The sequence below is a fragment of the Microbulbifer harenosus genome, assembly GCF_005771435.1.
Taxonomy (GTDB): Bacteria; Pseudomonadota; Gammaproteobacteria; order Pseudomonadales; family Cellvibrionaceae; genus Microbulbifer; species Microbulbifer harenosus.
Genome location: NZ_VANI01000002.1, coordinates 156,413 through 177,931, shown reverse-complemented (window position 1 = coordinate 177,931; position 21,519 = coordinate 156,413). Strand labels below are relative to the sequence as shown.

Genomic DNA, 21,519 nt, shown 5'->3' with positions numbered 1-21,519 from the left:
GGACCTAGATGAAACACGCAATACTCCGGACTCTCACAATAATCCTGGCCGTCACTATCTCTGCCTGCGGCTGGCACCTCCGCGGCGCACCGAAAAACTTCCCTCCCGGCAGCAAGCTTTACATCGCCACCGAAGACCCCAGAAGCGAACTGGCCGAAAGCATCACCCGCCTGCTGCAGACCAGCGGCCTGCCCCTGGCAGAAAGTCCGATCGAAGCCGACTTCACCCTCACCATCCACAAAGAAATCGAACGGAAACGCACCGTCTCCGTGGATGCCCAAGGCCGCGCCTCCGAATACGAACTCATCACCAGCGCCGAATACAGCGTACGCGACAACACCGGACGCGACCTACTCACCAACGCCAAAGCCGACATCTACCGCACCCTCGAATGGGACGACGACGAAGTCGTCAGCAAAGGCGAAGAAGAGCGCCTGCAACGGGAAGAAATGCGCCGCGAACTCATCGGCCGCATCATCGACCGCCTGCGCCGCCTCGACATCAGCGCCCCCGTCACCGACAACCCCGCCACCCCCTAACGGCGGGACCAAAAAGACACAAGGGCAACAGAACAGCATGGCTCGCATCACCCCCAGGCAACTCGGCCAAAACCTGCGCCAGAGCATCGCCCCCATCTACGTCGTCACCGGCGACGAACCCCTGCTGGTGCAAGAATGCTGCGACAGCATCCGCGACGCCGCCCGCAAACACGGCTTCAACGAGCGCGACCTGCTGCACGGCGAAAACAATTTCGACTGGGGGCAACTCCTCTCCGCCGCCGGCAGCCTCTCCCTGTTCGCCGACAAAAAAATCATCGAACTGCGCCTGCCCGGCGGCAAACCCGGCGACAAGGGCAGCAAAGCCCTGCAGGAATTCGCCAGCATGGCAAACGACGAAACCCTATTGCTGCTGGTACTGCCGCGGCTCGACCGCGCCCAGCTCAACAGCAAATGGGTCAAGGCACTGGAAGAACGGGGCGTGCTCATCCAGATCTGGCCGGTGGACGCCAGCGAAATGCCGCGCTGGATACACGAACGCCTGCGCAGCGCCGGCCTCGACGCCGAACCGGAAGCCATCCAGATTCTCGCCGAACGCGCTGAGGGCAACCTGCTCGCCGCCAGTCAGGAAATTGAAAAACTGAAACTGCTGGCCCGGGACAGCGTCATTACGGCCGACACCATGAGCAACGCCGTGGCCAGCTCCGCGCGCTACGATGTGTTCGGCCTCATCGACAAGGCGCTCGCCGCCGACGCGGCCGGCGCCGTGCGTACACTCCAGGGCCTGCGCGCCGAAGGCGTCGAGGCCGCGGTAGTGTTGTGGGCCATCGCCCGGGAAATCCGCACGCTGCTGGAGGCGCAACAAAAGCTGGATCAGGGCCAGCCGATCAACCGCCTGGTCCGCATCCAAAAGCGCCAGCCATTGATCCAGGCCGCCTGCCAGCGCCTGCGCCCGCGCCAGCTGGAAAACTTCCTGCTGCGCGCACGCGCGGTCGACAACGCCATCAAGGGCGGCAGGGACATGGACCCCTGGGCGGGACTGCTGGAGCTCACCCTGAATCTCTCCGGCAAACGCAGCATCTGATTCCGCTGTTGGGCAAGCCGCGCTTTGCCCAACCTACACACAGATACGACGTACGCTTTTGTAGGAGCTTGCCTGCAGGCGAAACGGGCAGAGCTCCGAACCAATCGCCTGCAGGCAGGCTCCTACAGACAAACGCAAAAAAACATCCGCAGATGACCACCGACTTGCTGTAGGAGCCTGCCTGCAGGCGAACACGGCAGTGCTCCGAACCGTTCGCCTGCAAGCAGGCTCCTACAACCGCAGAATTACTCAGCCGAAATCCTGCTTTTCCATCCACGGAATAATGCGTTCGAAGGCGCGCTCGATATTCTCGATGGATGTCGCGTAGCTGAAACGCAACGCATTGCGGCTGCTCTCACCGAAAGTATCACCGGCGATAGTGCACACGCCGGTTTCCCGCAACAATCGCAACGCAACATTATTGCCGTTCACCCCCTCCGGCAGTGCGGGAAACATATAGAACGCACCATCCGGCACATACCCTTCCAGAAACGGGGTCTGATCCACCAGTTCCACCAGACGGTTGCGGCGCTTGCGGTAGGTGTCCACTACATCGGCAATAAAACTGCGGTCACCTTTGAGCGCGGCCACCCCGGCCCACTGGCAGGGTGTGTTTGCCACGGTGGTGGTAAACATATGGTAGCGACGCAGTTTGCGGATGGCGCCCTGGCTCGCAATCAGCCAGCCAATGCGCATGCCCGCCATGCTGAATGTCTTGGAAAAACTGCTCATCACCATCACATGATCCAAGTCAGAGCAGCAGGACAACACGCTCGCATAATTGTGATAGCCGCGTTCGTCGTAAATCAGGTGGTCGTACACCTCATCGCTGATCACATAGATACCGCGGTACGCCGCCTCCTGCACGATGGTTTCAACCGTCTCCCGCGGATATACCGTGCCGGTGGGATTGCTGGGTGAATTCAGGACAATCGCGTGGGTGTTGCTGTCGATTGCGTCGATCACTTCCTGCGGGTCGAGCTGATGGTGGTTTTCCGCACGGGTCGGGATGTATTTCACGGTACCGCCATTCATGCGGATCAGCGGCGCGTAGAGCATGAAGGAGGGATCGGGCACGATAAATTCCCGACCCGGCGCGGAGACCGCCGTCAACGCCAGGTAGATCGCCTCGGTGGCGCCAGTGGTGACCAAAATATTTTCCGGCGTAATCCCGCGGCCGGAGCGCTCACTGTAATAATCCGCCAATGCATCCAGCAGCTCCGGCAACCCGGCATCCATGGTGTAACCGGTCTGCCCCGCGTTCAGTGCATCCACTGCCGCCTGCACCACGTGGGCTGGTGTGGGCGCATCCGGCTGGCCAATGGACAGGTGGATTACATCCTCCATGGTGGCCGCCAGATTGACCATTTTGCGAATACCGGGCACTGGGATTGTGAGCAGCGCCGGATTCCAGATCGGATCTTCCGACTCGTAAAAATCGAAATCCAGCCGACTCACGGGCTCATCCTCTCAGCCGCACTCTGTGTCGAGTGTTCAAAGAACAAATCCGGGCGTTTATCCGTGAGTGGTGCCGCCAGCTGGTAGGCCTGTGCCGCGCGCAGCACGGCGCTGTCGTTGAAGCGCGCCGCCACAAACTGCAGGCCGATGGGCAGGCCCGCGCGGTCAAAGCCACAGGGTACGGAGATGGCCGGTTGCCCGGTCATGTTGAAGGGATAGGTAAATGGCGTCCACGACGGCCAGCGGGTACTGGGCCAGTCCTCCGGCACCTCGCGCCCCGCCTTAAATGCGGTAATCGGCAGCGTGGGTGTGAGCAGCAAGTCGTATTTGGTGTGGAATGCGGCCATGCGCTCGCACAGCGCCATGCGCTCGTTCACCGCTTCCAGGTAATCCAGCATGGACAGCTGTGCGGCCTTTTCCGAGACCGCCACCAGTTGCGGGTCCATCAGTGCGCGCTGTTTTTTGCCGAGATTCCTCAGCGCATTGGCGGCACCACCGTAAAACAGGTGGCCGAACGCGGCGATGGGATCGTCGAAGCCCGGCGCCACCTCGGTAATTTCCGCCCCCAGAGACGCCAGCAACTCCGCGGCCGCACGCACCGCATCCGCGACCTCGCTAGCCACATCCACATACCCGAGTGTGCCACTGTAGGCAATGCGCACTCCGCGCAGCAGGTCTGTCGGCTCGCCATCGATCGCCGCGAGATAATTGATATTGCGGCGGGGAATGGCATGGGTATCGCGGCTGTCTGCTTCCGTGAGGACATTCATCATTAACGCACAGTCTGCCACCGTCCAGGTCATGGGGCCGGCGTGCGCGAGGGTACCAAAGGGGCTCGCGGGCCAGTGCGGCACCTCGCCGAAACTCGGCTTCAAACCCACCAAACCACAGAAACCCGCGGGAATACGGATGGAACCGCCCGCATCGGTGCCGAGCGCCAGTGGCCCCATACCGAGCGGTACCGCCGCGGCGCTGCCGCCACTGGAACCACCGGCGGTTTTCTCCGGATTCCAGGGGTTGCGGGTGATGCCGTCTACCGGGTTGTCGGTAACACCCTTCCAGCCAAATTCCGGCGTGGTGGTTTTACCCAGCGGGACCGCACCGTTGCGGCGCAATGCGGCCGCGCAGGGGGCCTCCTTGCCCACAGTAGATTTCGGGTCGATGGTTCTGGACCCCTTGATGGTGGGCCACTGGGGTGTGAGAAAAACATCCTTGATGGCAATGGGTACTCCGTCCAGTCGTCCCCGCGGATTCGCAGACTGATAACGCTGTTCAGATTCGCGCGCGAATCGCAGCGTTGTTTCTTCGTCGATCAGGTTGAATGCATTCACGACCGGATTGCAACGTCTGATCTGCGCCAGCATCGCCTTTACCACCTCAACCGGAGAAAAGGATTTTTCCCGGTAGCCCTGCAGCAGTTCCAGTGCCGTTTTCCGAGCCAGATCATTCACGCGCGCTGCACTCCTTTGTTATATGGGTATTCGGTTTTCGCTCTCTCCCAGCCTAGACCCATTTCGCGCCGAATTCGTCAAATGCGGGTGGAACAACCCGCCCCGATGCGTGTTATCTCTCAGGAAATAGCTTCGGGCATGGCAATTCCCGACTTCTCCGCAAGCTTTTTCAGGTCGTCAACGATACTGGGATAAAGCTCTACCCCCTTTTCCAACTGCCTGTTTCGCAGGTGCCAGGCGCGTTTTCCTGGGATGCGCAGCGGAGTGTTGATATGACCCTCGCGCTCGCACTGTTCCCACATTTCCAGCAGCGCCGCGGTCTGCCGTAAAAAACTCTGTTCACTGCCAAATGCGCCGGGGTCGATGATCTGCAGGAACACCGAGTTCGCTTCGTCATCCTCGCTCACATCGTCCGCGCGACCATAGCCGGCTAACGCCATCGACAACACCTCGAGCATGGCGGAAAGCGCCGCGCCCTTATAGCCGTGATCCGCGCCGCCCACCGGCAGAATGCTGCCGCCATCAGCGAACGCGCGCGGATCATCGGAAAGTTGCCCGTCGCGGTCCTTGAGATACTTCCCGGGCAGTTTTTTGCCCTCGCGCGCGGCGCGCGACACATAACCGCCGGCGGTGACAGACATGCTGATGTCGAACAACAGGGGATAATCTCCGGCCGGCGCGCAGAAGGCGATGGGGTTGGCGGAAAACAGCGGGGTCTTACTGCCCTGTGGGGATACCGTGTGTTCGGCCGGCGTGGAGCAGGTGAGGATACCCACACAATTTTGTTCGACAATTTTCGGTAGATAGGCCGCAAGGCAGGCAATATGCTGACTGCGACGCACGGTGGCAGTCACCACGCCGTGTTCGCGCACCCGCGCCAATGCCTGATCAATGGCCCGGTGCACCACCCAGGGGCCCGGCAGAAATTCTGCATCCCAGTTAAACACATTGCCGCGGTCCGCCAGCACATGGGGCTCCCCCTGCAAGCGCGAAGCACCGGACTGCAACCACTGCAGATTGGTGGTTACCCGGTGCAGACCGTGGGTGGTGAACCCCAGCAGATCCGCCTGCAGAAACGTGTCGGCCACGACTTCCGCGCGCGACGCGTCCAACCCTGCGGAAGTAAACAGGGCGCAGGCAAACTGTCTGAGATCTTCCGCTCGGTAGCGCTGGGACATGGTGTCTCCCCTTTTCTTTTCAATGTATCAATCAATGATCGGTTACTTTTCCGCGCAAGGACTTTACCTTACCGCGCTGTGACTTGTGCTGCAGGCGGCGCTCGCGCGAGCCTTTGGTCGGCTTGGTGGCGACACGTTTTTTCGGCGTTTTCAAAACACCCGCAATCAGCGCCTGCAAGCGCGCGAGCGCATCCTCGCGATTTTTTTCCTGGGTGCGAAAGCGCTGCGCCTTGATGACCACAACACCATCGGAGGAAATCCGCTGGTCCCGCAAAGCTAGCACACGCTGCTTGACCTCTTCTGGCAGGCTCGATGCCATTACGTCAAAGCGCAGGTGAATCGCGCTCGACACCTTATTGACATTCTGCCCGCCAGCCCCCTGGGCACGCACCGCGTGGAACTCGATTTCCGCGTCTGGCAGGCGTATATGGTTAGAAATAATCAACATGTAAAATACTCTGCATATTCACTCACAGACTAACCTGCGCAATCAACTATGCTCAAAGGGTCCGGTGGCAGACGATGCCAGTGACGATGTCGAGCCACACGCGCGATCAGACCAGGGGATATCCCTAGATGGATAAACCGTTAACCACCCACAAAGCCCACTTCAATCCGCCGGTATTCTACAGTGCTACCGCGGTACTCATTCTGGTAGTCGCCTACGCGGTCCTGTTTGCCAATGACGCGACCGCGCGCTTCAAGGGCGTGCAGAATTTTATCGTGCTCAACCTGAGCTGGTACTACGTGCTGGTGGTCGCGCTGATACTCATCAGTGTGATTGGCATTGCCATATCCCGGTTTGGCGATATCAAGCTCGGGCCGGAACACTCCAGACCGGATTACGATTTCGCCAGCTGGTTCGCCATGTTGTTTTCCGCCGGCATGGGCATCGGGCTGCTGTTTTTCGGCGTTGCCGAGCCGGTCATGCACTACCTGAACCCTCCGGAAGGTGAAACCGGCACCGTGGAAGCGGCGCGCCACGCCATGGTGCTGACGTTTTTTCACTGGGGATTCCACGCCTGGGCTATCTACGCCATTGTGGCGCTCATCCTCGCTTATTTCAGTTATCGCCACAAACTGCCGCTCACCCTGCGCTCCGCACTCTACCCGGTGATCGGCGACCGCATTTACGGCCCCATTGGCCACGCCGTGGATGTGTTTGCCATCCTCGGCACCGTGTGCGGCGTCGCCACCACTCTGGGTTACGGCGTGCTGCAGATCAACTCGGGGCTCAATCACCTGTTCGGCGTGCCCGTGAACGAAACAGCACAGGTGATACTCATCGTTGTCACTACGCTGCTCGCCACCGTCTCCGTGGTTGCCGGGCTCGACGCCGGCATCAAGCGGCTGTCGCAGCTCAACATGGCGCTCGCCGCACTGTTGCTGCTGATGGTGCTGTTCCTCGGCAGCACGGTGTATTTGTTGCAGACATTTGTGCAGAACTTTGGCAGCTACGTTTCGGTGCTCGTCAGCCGCACGTTCAATCTCTACGCGTACGCGCCCACCGACTGGCTTGGCGGCTGGACGATTCTGTACTGGGGCTGGTGGATGTCCTGGTCGCCGTTTGTGGGATTGTTTATCGCACGGATTTCGCGCGGTCGCACCATTCGCGAATTCGTCATCGGCGCCATGCTGGTGCCGGCCATGGTCACCCTGTTGTGGATGACCATTTTCGGCAACTCCGCGATTCACATGATTCTCGACGAAGGCCTCACGTCACTGGGGGAAGTGGTGAGCAGAGACCAGTCACTGGCTCTGTTCCAGTTCCTTGAGCAGTTTCCTTTTTCCGGTGTCTTCTCGCTGGTGGCGGTCGTCATGGTGGTGGTGTTTTTTGTGACCTCCGCCGACTCCGGTGCCATGGTGGTCAATATGCTGTCTTCCCATGGCCGCGACGATACTCCGCTGTGGCAAAGGATTTTCTGGGCGGGCATCATTGGCGCAGTGGCAATTGCCCTGCTGCTGGCGGGAGGCCTCAGTTCCCTGCAGACCGCCACCATCGCCAGCGCCCTCCCCTTTTCGCTCATCCTGCTTGCGTCTATCTACGGTCTGCTCAGCGCGCTGCGCACGGAAACCGCCAAACGCGACGCGCAAAGTGCCGTCATTGCGCCGATCAGCGCGCGCAACCCCGTGTCCTGGCAGCGACGCTTGAAAAATCTGTTGCGATTGCCCTCGCTGGTGGAAGTTCACGACTATATCCGCGACACCGGCGAACCGGCGTTGCGGGAATTTGCCAGCGAGCTGGAAAAGAACGGCTCCTCCGCGCGGGTCTCCCGCGGAAGCAACCATTATGTTTACCTGGAGGTATTTCACGGGGAAGAAGTGGATTTTCTCTACGGTCTGCACCCCAAGGCCCACCTGAAACCAGATGCCGCGCCGCGTGACGAAGAGCTGGACGATACCGTCGACGACGGCGACCCGGAAAAATATTTCCGTGCGGAAGTCTATCTGATGGAGGGCGGCCAGGATTACGACGTGATGGGCTGGACCAGAGACCAGCTGCTCACAGACATCCTGGCCCAATACGAGCGCCACCTGCAGTTTTTACACACGGTGCGCTAGCCCTCCACCGGCAGAGAAGATGAATGAACCAATGTAACTGCGCATGACGAAAGAAGGTAAAGCCCGATTCGATCCACCGGTGTTTTATACCGCCACCGGTATTCTATTGATACTGGTTGTCTACGCGGTGCTGTTCCCGAAAGATGCCACCGCGCGTTTCCAGAGCATGCAGGAAACCATCGTCACCTACATGGGCTGGTACTACGTTCTGATTGTCGCCATCCTGCTGGTTACCGTCGTTATCATCAGTATGTCGAGGCTCGGCGACATAAAACTGGGCCCGGAGCATGAAAAGCCCGAATACGGATTCTGGTCCTGGCTCGCCATGCTGTTTTCCGCGGGCATTGGCATTGGCCTGCTGTTTTTCGGGGTGGCGGAGCCGGTGATGCACTACCTGAACCCTCCGGACGCCAGCGCGGGCAGCGTGCAGGCCGCGCGGGATGCGATGGTTCTGAGTATTTTCCACTGGGGGTTCCACGTCTGGGCAATATTCGCCGGGGTGGCGCTGATCCTCGGTTATTTCAGTTATCGCCACAATCTGCCGCTGACCCTGCGCTCCGCCCTCTACCCGCTGATCGGCGAGCGTATTCACGGGCCTATCGGCCACGCTATCGACGTATTCGCCATCGTCAGTACCGTGTGCGGTGTCGCCACTACGCTCGGCTTCGGTGTGTTGCAGATGAATTCCGGGTTGAATCACCTGTTCGGCATTCCGGTGGGTGAGACCACCCAGGTCGTTCTCATTGTCGTCACCACCGCACTCGCTACCGTCTCGGTGGTGGCCGGGCTGGATGCGGGCATCAAACGCCTGTCGCAATTGAACATGGGGCTCGCGGCGCTGCTTTGCTTCACCGTGTTGATTCTCGGCAGCACCGTGTTTCTGTTTCAGGCGTTTGTCCAGAATCTGGGGAGTTATCTTTCCGTACTGGTCAACCGCACCTTCAACCTTTACGCCTATGCGCCCACCGACTGGATCGGCGGCTGGACCATTTTTTACTGGGGCTGGTGCCTCAGCTGGTCACCGTTTGTGGGCCTGTTTATTGCGCGCATCTCGCGCGGGCGCACCATTCGCGAATTTGCCGTGGGCACACTGTTGATGCCGACGCTCATCACCATTCTCTGGCTGACGGTATTCGGCAATTCCGCCATCCGCATGATTCGCGAGGAGGGTCTGCAATCGCTCGCGGACATCATCGAAAAGGATCAGTCCCTCGCCCTGTTCCAGTTTCTTGAGCAGTTTCCGTTTTCACAGGTTTTATCCGGGCTTGCCATCGTTCTGGTGGTGATATTTTTCATTACTTCGGCGGATTCCGGAGCCATGGTCATGAACATGCTGTCGTCCCACGGTCGCGACGACACACCGGTGTGGCAACGGATATTCTGGTCGGCCATTATCGGCGTGGTTGCCATAGCGCTGCTGCTCGCGGGCGGTCTCGCCTCGCTGCAGACCGCCGCCATTGCCAGCGCGCTGCCGTTTTCTGTCATCCTGCTGGTGGCGATCTACGGCCTGGTAAAAGCACTGCGTATGGACTCGGCCAAACGGGACGCACAGTCCGCGCCAGTTGCGCCGATCAGCGCCCGCAACCCCGTTTCCTGGGAGCGCCGTCTGCGCAATCTGGTGCAACTCCCGTCGCTCACGGAAGTGCACGAATACATCGACGAGATTGCGGAGCCGGCGATGACGAATTTCGCCGCGCAAATGCAAAAAAATGGTTTTGTGGCTGAAGTCCGGCGGGAACAAAATGCCCGGATCTACCTGACGGTGTATCAAGGAGAGGAAGTGGACTTCGTCTACAGCATCCACCCCAGAGCACACTTGAAACCCAATGCCAGTAACGCCGACACGGTGCTCGACGACACCTTCGACGACGGCTCCCCCGATAAATATTTCCGCGCGGAGGTCCATCTTGCAGAGGGGGGACAGGACTACGATGTGATGGGTTGGACCAGCGACCAGTTGCTTACCGACATCCTCTCCCAGTACGAGCGACACCTGCAGTTTCTGCATTCACTGCGCTGATACTGGCGTAACGTCGGGCTGACGGTGCCAGATGCCTCCCATAAACCGAAAAACTGCCCGGTCACACAAACTTCCGGTGACTGCAGGTGAACCACTGGTCATACCCATTCGGCTTGGTTACTATCAAAGCGTTTCCGGCCACCGGAAACATCCAACAAAAAAATATCAAAAAACAATAATGATGAGCGCCTGATCACCGCATTCCGTCTGCTGGAACTTCCGATCAGTGTGCTGTTGAAAGGAATACGTCATGCCTATCGCGCAACACCGCCTTGCGGCGGCCATCGCCTGTCTCACCCTTGCACCTGCCTTTGCCACCAGCGCTTCCGCCGGCGAGTCGCCCTTTTCACAAGTCATTGCCTTCGGCGACAGTCTCAGCGATGTGGGCAACGCCGGTGTCTTCACCAGCGGCGATAACAAACAGGCGGCGATCAGCCTGCTGTCGCAACAACTGGGGCTGGGGCCGGTGACGCCATCCTGCGCCGGCATGTACTTGTGCCTGCCGGATGTGGACACGAGCCTGCCCGAGGATGAAATGCTGGCTGCGGCCCAGGCCCAGGTGCGCGGCTCCCTGTCGAGTGTGGGCGGAGGCTGGGCCGTGGGCGGTCACCGCGCCGCCGACGTGCTGCTGAATATCCTTGGCACCGAAGGTTATATGGAGTACCTGAGCGCGCAGGGCCTCACTCTGAATGGGGTCGCCCACAATTTTGCCAGCGCACTGCTTCCCGACCCCACCCGCGACACCAGCACCGGTCTCTACGCAGACCTGAATCTGCTCGGCCTGTTGTTGCAGGGCCCCGATGCCGTCGCCCAGCTGCGCGCCGGTGCCGCGCAGGCGGAAGCGGCCGGAGACAGCGATACCGCTGCCGCACTCACCGCCCAGGCGGATGCGTTACAGGCGCAAATCGACGCCGCGCCCGCAGCCACCGTTGCCAATTCCGGTATTACCGGTAATCCGCACCCGCTCGGCCTCGGCTACCTGGAAGCCAGCAATGGCCGCGCCGACGGCAAGGCACTGTACTGGATCAACGGTGGTGGCAACGATCTGTTGAGCGGTTTCAGCGCTTCGCTCACTGGCGTGATGAGCGCCGAGCAGTTCGGCGACCGTGTCGGCGTCGCCGCGACGATGCTGGCCGACGGCGCCCAGGCGCTGGCCGATGCCGGAGCCAATTACATCCTGCTGTCCAACGCGCCGGACATCGGCAAGACCCCGGGCATGTATGCCGCCGTCAGCCAGGCCGTTGCCGGGAGTTCGCAAGCGGCACAACTGGCGGATGCAGTGAACGCCGGCCTGATAACCCAGGACGAGGCCGATGCCCAGCTGAATGCCGCCATCGACACCACCCTGGCACAGGCGAGCGCAGGGGTGAATATTTTCAACAGCACACTGATTGCCGACGCCGGAAATATCGATGGCGTGCTGCTGGTGGATCAGAACGGCGTGCTGCAGGTGTCGATCGCCAACGCCGCGGCATTGGGCTTTGATGCCGAGACCGATCACACCCGGTTCTGCTACGACGGCAGCGGCAGCTGCATCGAGCACCCGGTGTATGGCAAAAATGGCACGGCCCCGGATGCGGACCGGCTGATTTTCAATGATGCGGTACACCCGACCCAGGCCGCACAACAGGTGCTGGCCGACTACTACACCGGCGTGGTGAATGCCGCGCAGGCTGCGGGGCAACTGCCAGACATCGGTGTGCAGGCGGCGCGCAGCCACGTCTACGCCCTGGAGGAAAACCTGGTTAGCGCCCGCTACCACCCCGCGCAAACCGGCGTGTTTGTCAGCGGCGTATTTGGCAGCAGTGACTATGACAGTAACTTCGCGCCTTCCGCTAGCGGCGCTCCCTCCGCCAGTGGCGACCGCAATGCCAGCGTGATCGGCGCCAGCTATGCACTGCGCGACAACACCGAGCTCGGATTCGCCGTCAGCCGCTCTGAAGCGGAGCTGGACAGTGCGCTGTCTACCGTGGATTCCACTTCCACCAATTACAGTCTGTTCGCTCGCTTCCACTACAACGAGTTTTTCGTGGACGCGAGCGCGACCACAACCGACGTGGATTACGATCGCGTCGGCCGTCATATTGCCCTCGGCAGCCAATTTGACGGCACCCTGGAAGCGAGCACCAGCGGCGAAAACCTGACACTCGACCTGATGGGCGGTATCAACATGTCCGGCGGCGTTGCCCATTACGGCCCGTTTGCCGGTGTCACCAAGGTCACCGCGGACGTGGATGGCTACACCGAAAATGCCCTCGCGGGTTTTACCTACACCGACGCCAACGGAGCCGAACAGGACCCGCTGGGCATGCAGTTTGGCGAACAACAGCGGCGCTATACCACCCTGCGGGTGGGCGCATTTGTGGACAAAACCTGGGACAACATCAGCGCCTATGGCCAACTGTGGTATGAGGACACGACAGGTACTGAAAACGACGCGTTGGAAGTGGGTATCAAATCCATGGGGGGCAATATGAATGCCATGCCCAGCTATGCCAGTGCGGATACCGGTCTGTTCGAAAGCGGTGCCGGCGCCCTCCTCGGCCTACGCTGGCAGGCGGCGGAAGCCATTGCCATCAGCACCAACCTCACCGCCCGCCCGACCTCGGAGCACGGCTCGATCAGTGTGCGTTACCGCTTCTGATTTTTTCCGTCGCGCCCGGTGAAAACGCCCTCTTCCGAGGGCGTTTTCTTTTGTAGCTGGCAAAATTCTGTCATTCTCACGCCGACTGATTTTCTGGATATCCCCATGTACCTGTTGAGCACCGAACGCCTGCAACTGCGCGAACTCACGGAAAGTGACGAAGATGCACGTTTCACCCTGGCATTGATGAGCGACCCGGACTTCCATCGCTACATCGGTGACCGCGGTGTACGCACTGTGGAAGATGCGCGCAACTATAATCTGCGAGGGCCCATCGCCATGTACCGCGACCACGGCTTTGGTATGTTGCGGGTGGAATTAAAAGACGGCACCGCCATCGGTCAGTGCGGACTGTTGAAACGGGATGGGCTCGACGATGTGGACATCGGCTTCGCGTTCCTGCCGGAGTACCGCGGCCGGGGTTATGCGCTGGAAGCGGCGCAGGCGATGTTAAAGTGGGGCGAAACATGCCTCGGCTTCCGCCGAATCGTCGCCATCGCCACGCCGGAAAACAGGGCTTCCCTCCACCTGCTGGAGACGCTTGGCATGAAAAGGGAAAGAATGATCCGGCTTCCCGGCAGTAACGAGAACCTTGTTCTGCTAGGTTGGCATTCCGGGCGCTCAAAAGCACTCTCCTGCTGCCGATAGTGTTTTCATCTAAACCAACATTTCCTTCGATAATTTTTCCGACATTTTTGCCTCAGAAATGCGTCGTCACTCACCTCACTGCCGCTGCATAAAACGTCGCGTGCGCTTCCATCTGTGCCGGGGTAAAAAAATTTGATCTAGGCTTTTTGCATATCCACGAAATGGTCAATGGGATGGCTGACGCCTTATGGAAAAATTCCGCCTGATCAAAACTGCAATGTGCACCTTCTTCGGTGCCGTTCTTCTTTCTCAGTCCGCTACGACCTTCGCGCAAGAACCCAAACCGGCGTCGGCTGCCACCAAGGCAGCCAATGCCGAGGTGCAGAAAACTCTGCCTTTCAATGACAAGGCCGACTTTGAAAATGCCCAGCGAGGATTCATCGCACGCCCGGAAACCCTGACGGTAAAAGATGCCAAGGGCAATGTGGTGTGGGATATGGAGGCCTACAAAAAATTTATCGACCTCGACAAGCCGGCCCCGGACACGGTAAACCCGAGCCTGTGGCGCAATGCGCAACTGAACATGCTGTACGGTCTGTTCAAGGTCACCGACAACATTTTCCAGGTGCGCGGCTACGACATCACCAATATCACTTATGTGAAAACCGACAGCGGCTGGATTGTCTTCGACCCGTTGATTTCCACAGAAACCGCCAAAGCCGCCCACGAGCTGGTGACCAAGGAGCTGGGAGAACGGCCCATCAAGGCCGTGGTATACAGCCACTCCCACGTTGACCACTACGCCGGGATCAAAGGCATCGTGAAGCAGGCGGACGTCGATTCCGGCAAGGTGAAAATCATTGCCCCGGAAGGCTTTATGGAACATGCCGTCAGCGAAATGATCCTCGCTGGCAATGCCATGTCGCGGCGCGCGGTACTCATGTACGGCGCTGTGCTGCCCCGCAATGCCCAGGGCAGCGTGAATGCAGGCCTCGGCCAGTCCAACTCCACCGGCACCGTCACGCTTATTCCGCCGACGGAAATCGTCTCCAAAACCGGGACCGAAATCACCGTAGACGGCGTAAAGATGGTGTTCCAGATGACACCCGGTACCGAGGCGCCAGCGGAAATGAATACGTGGTTTCCCCAATGGGATGCCATGTGGATGGCCGAAAACACCACCAACACCATGCACAATATTCTGACGTTGCGCGGAGCGGAGGTAAGGGATCCACTGATCTGGGCTAAATACCTGAACGAGACCATCGCCCTTTACGGCAACAAGGTCCAGGTGAAATTCCAGAGCCACCACTGGCCCATGTGGGGCAATAAGGAAATTTTGGATTACTGGAAGAAGCAACGGGACCTGTACAAATACATCCATGACCAGTCCGTAAACCTGCTGAACAAAGGCTACACCGGGCCTGAAATTGCCGACATGATCGAACTGCCGCCGGAGCTCAACAATTTCTGGCCGAACCGCGGTTACTACGGAACCCTTCGCCACAATGCCCGCGCCGTATACCAGCGCTATATGGGCTGGTACGACAGCAATCCGGCACACCTGAATCGGCTGCCACCGGAAAAGGCATCGAAAAAATATGTGGAGTATATGGGTGGTTCCGCGGCGATCATGAAACGCGCCAAAGCGGACTTCGACAAAGGCGATTACCGCTGGGTCGCGGAAGCACTGAACCAGCTGGTTTTTGCCGAGCCCAACAATACCGCCGCCAAAAATCTGCTGGCCGATACCTATGAACAACTGGGTTACCAAGCCGAGGCTGGCAGCTGGCGCTCGGAATATCTGCAGGCGGCATTCGAACTGCGCAATGGCACGCCGTCATCCGGCGGCGTCAGTTCCGCCAGCCCGGACACCATCCGCGCCATGTCGCCCGAAATGCTGTTCGACTATCTGGCAGTCAGGCTCAACGGCCCCAAAGCCACTGGTAAAAAGATTGCCCTCAATATCAATTTTCCGGATTTGAAAAAGAAATACGCACTGGTAGTGGAGAACGGGGTTCTGAATTATTTCACTACCCCCCTGGAGAAACCGGATGCCACCGTGACAATTCCGAAAACCGTACTGGATTCGATTCAGCTGGGGGAATCAGACCTGGATACCGCCGTCAGCGAAGGGAAAGTCAAAATTGACGGCAATGCGGAAAGCTTTACCCTGTTCACCGGGTTGCTGGACAGCTTCCCGTTCTGGTTCAACATCGTGACGCCCTGATCAGGGCTTTTTACACCCGCCTGACAAAGAAAAAACCTGCGAGAACTATTTTTCTCGCAGGTACATTGGCTCTCGCAGGTGCATCGATAAAAACTGGAGAGCGAAGGACTCAGAGTCCTTCGCTCTTTTTTACCAGTCGTGTCAGTGCGCGCTGGCCTGGCCGGCGCCCTGTGGGAAGCGGATACTTTCCACCATCTCCTGAACCTCTTCCGGCGCTTCGCGGGTCACCTTGGCCACACCAATGGCAACAGCGAAGTTGATGATCATCCCCAGAGTGCCGATGCCTTCCGGGGAAATCCCGAACCACCAGTTATCCGGAGTATTGGCCGTTGGATTGATGAACTTGAAGTAGCAGATATAGGCCGCCGTAAACAGGATGCCCGAAAGCATACCGGCGATTGCCCCTTCTTTGTTCATACGCTTGGAGAAGATCCCCATGATAATCGCCGGGAAGAAGGACGAGGCCGCGAGCCCGAAGGCAAACGCCACCACCTGCGCCACAAAGCCCGGTGGGTTAATACCGAGGTAACCGGCGATACAGATAGCCACCGCCGCCGCGGAACGGGCATAGAGCAATTCCTTTTTCTCACTGATATTCGGCATCAGGTTCCGCTTCAGCAGATCGTGGGAAATCGACGTCGAGATCACCAGCAGCAGCCCCGCAGAGGTAGACAGTGCCGCAGCCACACCGCCGGCGGCCACCAGTGCAATCACCCAGGCCGGCAGATTGGCGATTTCAGGATTCGCCAGCACCATGATGTCGCGGTCGACGGTCATCTCGTTGCGCTCGTCACCGGAGTAGAACATGTTGCCGTCGGCATTCTTGTCGTTCCACTGAATCAGGCCGGTTTCTTCCCAGTTGGACACCCAGCTGGGCGCTTCTGCGTGAGGGGTACCCTGGCCGTCGGGGCCGTTGATGGTATCGATCATGTTCACACGCGCAAAGGTGGCAATGGCCGGTGCTGTGGTATACAGCAGCGCGATAAACAGCAGCGCCCAGCCGGCGGATTTACGCGCGTCGCGCACTTTCGGCACGGTGAAGAAACGCACGATCACGTGCGGCAGACCGGCGGTGCCCACCATCAGCGCGGCGGTGATAAAGAACACATCAATGGTGCTTTTTGTTCCCGAGGTGTATTCCGCAAACCCAAGCTCAGTGGAGAGACCGTCGAGCTTATCCAGCAGATAGGTGCCATCGGACAGGGTGGAACCGAAGCCCAGTTGCGGCAGCACGTTGCCGGTCATCATGATGGAAATGAAAATCGCCGGCACCATGTAGGCAAAAATCAGTACACAGTACTGCGCCACCTGGGTGTAGGTAATACCCTTCATGCCGCCGAGTACCGCATAGAAGAACACGACCCCCATGCCGATGATAACGCCGGTGGTGATATCCACTTCCAGGAAGCGGGAGAACACCACGCCCACGCCGCGCATCTGTCCGGCCACATAGGTGAAGCACACGAAGATGGCACAGATCACGGCCACGGTACGCGCCGCCTGGGAGTAGTAGCGGTCACCGATAAAATCCGGAACGGTGAATTTTCCGAACTTGCGCAGATAGGGCGCGAGGCACAGCGCCAGCAGCACGTAGCCGCCGGTCCAGCCCAGCAGATACACCGCGCCGTCGTACCCCATAAAGGAAATCAGGCCGGCCATGGAAATAAACGAGGCTGCCGACATCCAGTCCGCCGCTGTGGCCATGCCGTTCGCCACCGGGTGTACGCCGCCACCGGCTACATAGAAGTCATTGGTGGAACCGGCGCGGGCCCACAGGGCAATACCAATGTAGAGTACAAAGGTGGCACCGACGATCAGGAAAGTAAGGCTCTGTACATCCATGGTTCAGTGCTCCCCTTGCAGTTGTTGCGCGGCTGGTTGAACGGTCTCCGCCTGCGCTGCGGTCTCGTCGTCCTCGTACACGCCATACTTGCGATCCAGCTGATTCATTTTGTACACGTAGACAAAAATCAGCGCGAGGAATACGTAAATGGCGCCTTGCTGTGCGAACCAGAAGCCGAGTTTGAAGCCTCCCATACGGATCTGGTTCAGCTCATCCACCAATAAAATGCCACAGCCGAAGGACACCACAAACCACACGACCAGCAAGCTGAACATCAGCTTGAGGTTTTCCCGCCAGTAATCACTGGCCTTCTGTTTACTCTCGAAACTCATCGTCTTCACTCCATACTTATTGTTAGATTTTCGGATTTTTTATAGGCACATCAAAATACATACTGCACGGAAAACTGCATGCGCTGAAGTTTTCCTTCGTCGTCATTCAGCAGTCCGCTCACATTCTCCACCTCCTTGCTCGCGAGAATATATTCGCCACCCAAAGTCATTTTCGGCACCGGCGAATACATCAGATTCAAGTGCAGGCTCCGGTAAGCGGACGGCGTCATGTCGGAAACCGTCTCCGGGTTGTCCGCCGCAGTGGCGGAAAGCACCAGATTGCTGCGCCACTGCTCGCTCCAGAAATGCCGCAGCGCCACAAAGCCACCCCGCTGGTCGATCAATTTAATATCGCCACTGGCGGGATCGATAATACCCCCGCGGTAACTGTTCAGTCCCAGATAGCGCCCCAGCGCATTGCCATGACTGTACATGAAACGCAGATCGTCGCGCCCCAACTGCCATTTGCCGGCGAGACTGATGGCGTAGCCCTGTTCGGACTCATTGCCACCTTCGGCGCGGTCGTAGGCCAGTTCACGGCTCATGGAGGCGATGGAATAGCTGAGATCGCCAATACTGTTGTCGTAGCGCAGGATCAGATCCGGACGGCTGTTGTCGTCGTAGGGATTCTCGCTCCCGTTGTAGAGTGTCGTCGCCGGGTTTTCCGCGGCAAACTGCACCTTGCCGCCCGCAAGCCCCTGGGTATAGCGAATCTGGGGCTGGCGCTCAAACACGGTACCCACCGGGCCGACAAAATCCAGCCCTTCCGGCAGTGCGCCAACGTTGAAAAACGTGGACCACGCCTGGCCCGCCAGCAGTGAGCGGTCGCCGTCGATATTCCAGTTTACATAGGCGTGGCGCAGTCGCTGGGCATAGGAATTGCTGATGCGCTCGTCGCCCTGGTTGCCCGCCATGGCGTCAATCTCGATGTGGGTATCCACACTGCCGGCACCCGCTTCGGTGGAGGACTTGAAATACAGGCGGGTGGATTTCGCGTGCGCGTTGTAGTGCACATCACCGCCGTCACCGCCGATGGGAATAGTGGACGGCACCAGGAAGTCTTCCCCCAGGCTTGCGGTGGCGGCACTGCCATCGGAGTAATCAGTAACAATGCTATCGAGTTTGACGTACCCGCCGATCTGGATGTTGGTATTGCCGAAGCTGTTCCCCGTTGACGGCTCCGGATTCTCCACCGTCTGCACTCCCTGACCGGCCGCCAACTGGTCCACTTGCACCTGCAATTCCGCAATCCGTTTTTGCAGCTGTTCCGCTGACAACAATTCGGTCTCTGCCGCAGCCATCGCCGGCAGACCATTCACCATCGACGCCAGCGCCACTGCGCCGGCCAGTGTGCTTTTTATTATTGTTACTGACATAGCCGTTGTCCTCGCCGTTGTTTGTTTGGTTTAGCGTGAGCAATTCCAAGCAGACAACTTCACGGAGCACTCTGGTATTCACCATTGGTCTAAATCGGCTGTCGAATTCGACCAATGTCTAAATGCCCAATGGGTACGCCGAGATAGTACCGCTCCTCTTATTCCCCTGCCTTTCGACTTTTGTCTAATACGACCTGTCCAAGTCCCGGTGCCAGAATGCACAGCATAAGAATCTGCACTGATGAGAGGCATTCCCGTGAGCAGTCAATCAGAAACCTATTTGGTACCCGCAACCTATGCGGCTAACTCGCTGCTGGATGAAGACGGCTATTTCACGCAGTACAACCGCTCAATTCAGGATCCGGACGGCTTCTGGCGAGAACAGGCCCGGCGCATCGACTGGATCGAGCCCTTTACCCAGGTCCAGGATGTCTCCTTCTCCAGGGATGACCTGCATATCCGCTGGTTTGCCGACGGCAAACTGAATGTGGCGGCGAACTGTCTCGACCGCCATCTGGAAAAGCACGGTGATGACACCGCGATACTGTGGGTGGGCGACGAACCCGGTACGCATCGCGAGATCAGCTATCGCGAACTGCACCGGGATGTGTGCCGCCTGGCCAACGGTCTGAAAAGCCTCGGGGTTAAGAAAGGCGAAGTGGTAACCATCTACATGCCAATGGTTCCGGAAGCGGCAGTGGCGATGCTCGCCTGTGCCCGCATTGGTGCTGTGCACTCGGTGGTGTTTGCCGGCTTCTCGCCGGAGGCGCTGGCCGGGCGCATGGACGACGGCCAGTCCCGTATTCTGATCACCGCCAATGCCGGCCGCCGCGGCGGCCGCTCGGTGCCGCTGAAGCAGAACGTCGACAGGGCCGTGGCGCTGTGCCGCGAAACCAGCATCGAACACGTTGTGGTTTTCAACTACACGGATGACGCCAGCGACTGGAATCCGGCCGTCGACCGCGACTACGCGGCGCTGATCGCGGCGCAGAGTGACGACTGCCCGGCGGAGGTCATGGGCGCGGAAGACCCGCTGTTTATCCTCTACACCTCGGGCTCCACGGGCAAACCCAAGGGTGTGCTGCACACCAGCGGCGGCTATCTTACCTACGCCTCGCTCACCCACGAATATGTGTTCGACTACCGACGTGGCGAACGCTACTGGTGCGCTGCGGATATCGGCTGGATCACCGGCCACAGCTACATTCTCTACGGACCGCTGGCCAACGGCGCCACCACGGTCATGTACGAGGGCGTGCCCCACTATCCGGACGTTACCCGGGTGGCGCAGATCATCGACGATCATCAGATCAATATTCTGTATATCGCCCCCACCGCGATCCGCGCCTTGATGGCGGAGGGCAACAAGCCAGTGGCCGGCGCCAGTCTGGACAGCCTGCGCCTGTTGGGCACCGTGGGTGAGCCGATCAACCCGGAGGCATGGAAGTGGTATCACCGCACCTTCGGTCGCAACCGCTGCCCCATCGTGGACACCTGGTGGCAGACCGAAACCGGCGGCGCCATGCTCACGCCACTGCCCGGTGCCACCCCGCTCAAACCCGGCTCCGCCACTCGCCCGTTCTTCGGCGTGCAACCGGCGTTGGTGGATAACGAGGGCCATATTCTCGACGGCGCCACTGAGGGCAATCTGGTACTGCTGGGCAGCTGGCCGGGGCAAATGCGCACCGTATTCGGCGATCACCAGCGCTTTGCCGATACCTATTTCAGTACCTTTGAAAACATGTATTTCACCGGCGACGGCGCCAGGCGCGACGAAGACGGCTACTACTGGATCACCGGTCGCGTGGACGATGTGCTCAACGTCTCCGGTCACCGCATGGGTACCGCAGAGCTGGAAAGCGCGCTGGTGGCCCACGAGGCGGTGGCCGAGGCCGCGGTGGTGGGTTACCCGCACGACATCAAGGGCCAGGGCATTTACATCTACGTCACGCTTAACAGCGGTATTGAGCCCAGCGAAGAAATGCGCAAAACCCTGCGCGACTGGCTGCGCTCGGAGATCGGTCCCATCGCCACTCCGGACGTGATCCAGTGGGCACCGGGCCTGCCGAAAACCCGCTCCGGCAAGATCATGCGGCGCATCCTGCGCAAGGTGGCGGCGGATGAATGCGATCAGCTGGGTGATACTTCCACGCTCGCCGACCCGGGAGTGGTAGAACACCTCGTGGCCAACCGCGCGGCGGCCACCGCTTAACAGATACCGCCCCACAACGCTCAGCAGCAGACCCCGATAAAAAA

General features: G+C 59.3%; 15 protein-coding genes. 8 read left to right on the top strand and 7 right to left on the bottom strand.

The window, feature by feature from the left end:
• The first annotated feature begins 8 nt into the window (after window positions 1-8).
• Window positions 9-539: an LPS-assembly lipoprotein LptE gene (locus tag FDY93_RS01865; protein ID WP_138234046.1), complete on the top strand. Its 531-nt coding sequence runs from the start codon at window positions 9-11 to the stop codon at window positions 537-539.
• Window positions 540-576: 37 nt separating this feature from the next.
• Window positions 577-1,581: a DNA polymerase III subunit delta gene (gene holA, locus FDY93_RS01860; protein WP_138234045.1), complete on the top strand. Its 1,005-nt coding sequence runs from the start codon at window positions 577-579 to the stop codon at window positions 1,579-1,581.
• 249 nt (window positions 1,582-1,830) lie between these two features.
• Here holA and FDY93_RS01855 read toward each other — a convergent pair whose 3' ends face one another.
• The 4 genes from FDY93_RS01855 to arfB form a co-directional block, all read right to left on the bottom strand.
• Window positions 1,831-3,039: a pyridoxal phosphate-dependent aminotransferase gene (locus FDY93_RS01855; RefSeq protein WP_138234044.1), complete on the bottom strand. Its 1,209-nt coding sequence runs from the start codon at window positions 3,037-3,039 to the stop codon at window positions 1,831-1,833.
• Window positions 3,036-4,490, bottom strand: coding sequence for an amidase (locus FDY93_RS01850; protein WP_138234043.1), 1,455 nt, complete (start codon window positions 4,488-4,490; stop codon window positions 3,036-3,038). Before FDY93_RS01850 ends, FDY93_RS01855 begins: the two co-directional genes overlap by 4 nt.
• Window positions 4,491-4,609: 119 nt before the next feature.
• Window positions 4,610-5,668, bottom strand: a complete 1,059-nt coding sequence (locus FDY93_RS01845) for an Ldh family oxidoreductase (RefSeq protein WP_138234042.1) — start codon at window positions 5,666-5,668, stop codon at window positions 4,610-4,612.
• A gap of 31 nt (window positions 5,669-5,699) precedes the next feature.
• On the bottom strand, window positions 5,700-6,116 hold the full coding sequence (gene arfB, locus FDY93_RS01840; RefSeq protein ID WP_138234041.1) for an alternative ribosome rescue aminoacyl-tRNA hydrolase ArfB: 417 nt from the start codon (window positions 6,114-6,116) through the stop codon (window positions 5,700-5,702).
• A 128-nt stretch (window positions 6,117-6,244) separates the two neighbouring features.
• On the opposite strand from arfB, the gene FDY93_RS01835 reads away from it, so the two are divergent.
• From FDY93_RS01835 to FDY93_RS01815, 5 genes are all read left to right on the top strand, one after another.
• Window positions 6,245-8,230: a BCCT family transporter gene (locus FDY93_RS01835; RefSeq protein ID WP_138234040.1), complete on the top strand. Its 1,986-nt coding sequence runs from the start codon at window positions 6,245-6,247 to the stop codon at window positions 8,228-8,230.
• 43 nt (window positions 8,231-8,273) lie between these two features.
• A complete protein-coding gene (locus tag FDY93_RS01830; RefSeq protein WP_138234039.1) occupies window positions 8,274-10,250 on the top strand; it encodes a BCCT family transporter in 1,977 nt (658 codons plus the stop codon).
• A gap of 250 nt (window positions 10,251-10,500) precedes the next feature.
• A complete protein-coding gene (locus FDY93_RS01825) occupies window positions 10,501-12,894 on the top strand; it encodes an autotransporter outer membrane beta-barrel domain-containing protein (protein WP_138234038.1) in 2,394 nt (797 codons plus the stop codon).
• Between the two features lie 105 nt (window positions 12,895-12,999).
• A complete protein-coding gene (locus FDY93_RS01820; RefSeq protein WP_138234037.1) occupies window positions 13,000-13,542 on the top strand; it encodes a GNAT family N-acetyltransferase in 543 nt (180 codons plus the stop codon).
• A 187-nt stretch (window positions 13,543-13,729) separates the two neighbouring features.
• Entirely contained in the window at window positions 13,730-15,712 is a 1,983-nt protein-coding gene (locus tag FDY93_RS01815; RefSeq protein WP_220446078.1) for an alkyl/aryl-sulfatase, read from the top strand.
• A 141-nt stretch (window positions 15,713-15,853) separates the two neighbouring features.
• Here FDY93_RS01815 and FDY93_RS01810 read toward each other — a convergent pair whose 3' ends face one another.
• From FDY93_RS01810 to FDY93_RS01800, 3 genes are read right to left on the bottom strand one after another with little or no spacing between them, the layout of a single operon-like run.
• Window positions 15,854-17,554 carry a sodium:solute symporter family protein gene (locus FDY93_RS01810; RefSeq protein ID WP_138234036.1) on the bottom strand — a complete coding sequence of 567 codons (1,701 nt, stop codon included), beginning with the start codon at window positions 17,552-17,554 and terminating at the stop codon, window positions 15,854-15,856.
• 3 nt (window positions 17,555-17,557) lie between these two features.
• Window positions 17,558-17,887 (bottom strand): DUF4212 domain-containing protein, encoded by a 330-nt coding sequence (locus FDY93_RS01805; RefSeq protein ID WP_138234035.1) that lies wholly within the window; start codon window positions 17,885-17,887, stop codon window positions 17,558-17,560.
• A 50-nt stretch (window positions 17,888-17,937) separates the two neighbouring features.
• Window positions 17,938-19,263: a DcaP family trimeric outer membrane transporter gene (locus FDY93_RS01800; RefSeq protein ID WP_246068421.1), complete on the bottom strand. Its 1,326-nt coding sequence runs from the start codon at window positions 19,261-19,263 to the stop codon at window positions 17,938-17,940.
• Window positions 19,264-19,519: 256 nt separating this feature from the next.
• Here FDY93_RS01800 and acs point away from each other — a divergent pair, with 256 nt between their 5' ends.
• Window positions 19,520-21,475 (top strand): acetate--CoA ligase, encoded by a 1,956-nt coding sequence (gene acs / locus FDY93_RS01795; protein WP_246068420.1) that lies wholly within the window; start codon window positions 19,520-19,522, stop codon window positions 21,473-21,475.
• Window positions 21,476-21,519: the final 44 nt, after the last annotated feature.

Excerpts from the sequence above, each read along its gene's own strand:
- FDY93_RS01865 (WP_138234046.1), top strand. The coding sequence starts at position 9 with ATGAAACACGCAATACTCCGGACTCTCACAATAATCCTGGCCGTCACT.
- holA (WP_138234045.1), top strand. The coding sequence starts at position 577 with ATGGCTCGCATCACCCCCAGGCAACTCGGCCAAAACCTGCGCCAGAGC.
- FDY93_RS01845 (WP_138234042.1), bottom strand. The coding sequence starts at position 5,668 with ATGTCCCAGCGCTACCGAGCGGAAGATCTCAGACAGTTTGCCTGCGCC.
- arfB (WP_138234041.1), bottom strand. The coding sequence starts at position 6,116 with ATGTTGATTATTTCTAACCATATACGCCTGCCAGACGCGGAAATCGAG.
- FDY93_RS01835 (WP_138234040.1), top strand. The coding sequence starts at position 6,245 with ATGGATAAACCGTTAACCACCCACAAAGCCCACTTCAATCCGCCGGTA.
- FDY93_RS01830 (WP_138234039.1), top strand. The coding sequence starts at position 8,274 with ATGACGAAAGAAGGTAAAGCCCGATTCGATCCACCGGTGTTTTATACC.
- FDY93_RS01825 (WP_138234038.1), top strand. The coding sequence starts at position 10,501 with ATGCCTATCGCGCAACACCGCCTTGCGGCGGCCATCGCCTGTCTCACC.
- FDY93_RS01820 (WP_138234037.1), top strand. The coding sequence starts at position 13,000 with ATGTACCTGTTGAGCACCGAACGCCTGCAACTGCGCGAACTCACGGAA.
- FDY93_RS01815 (WP_220446078.1), top strand. The coding sequence starts at position 13,730 with ATGGAAAAATTCCGCCTGATCAAAACTGCAATGTGCACCTTCTTCGGT.
- FDY93_RS01810 (WP_138234036.1), bottom strand. The coding sequence starts at position 17,554 with ATGGATGTACAGAGCCTTACTTTCCTGATCGTCGGTGCCACCTTTGTA.
- FDY93_RS01805 (WP_138234035.1), bottom strand. The coding sequence starts at position 17,887 with ATGAGTTTCGAGAGTAAACAGAAGGCCAGTGATTACTGGCGGGAAAAC.
- FDY93_RS01800 (WP_246068421.1), bottom strand. The coding sequence starts at position 19,263 with ATGTCAGTAACAATAATAAAAAGCACACTGGCCGGCGCAGTGGCGCTG.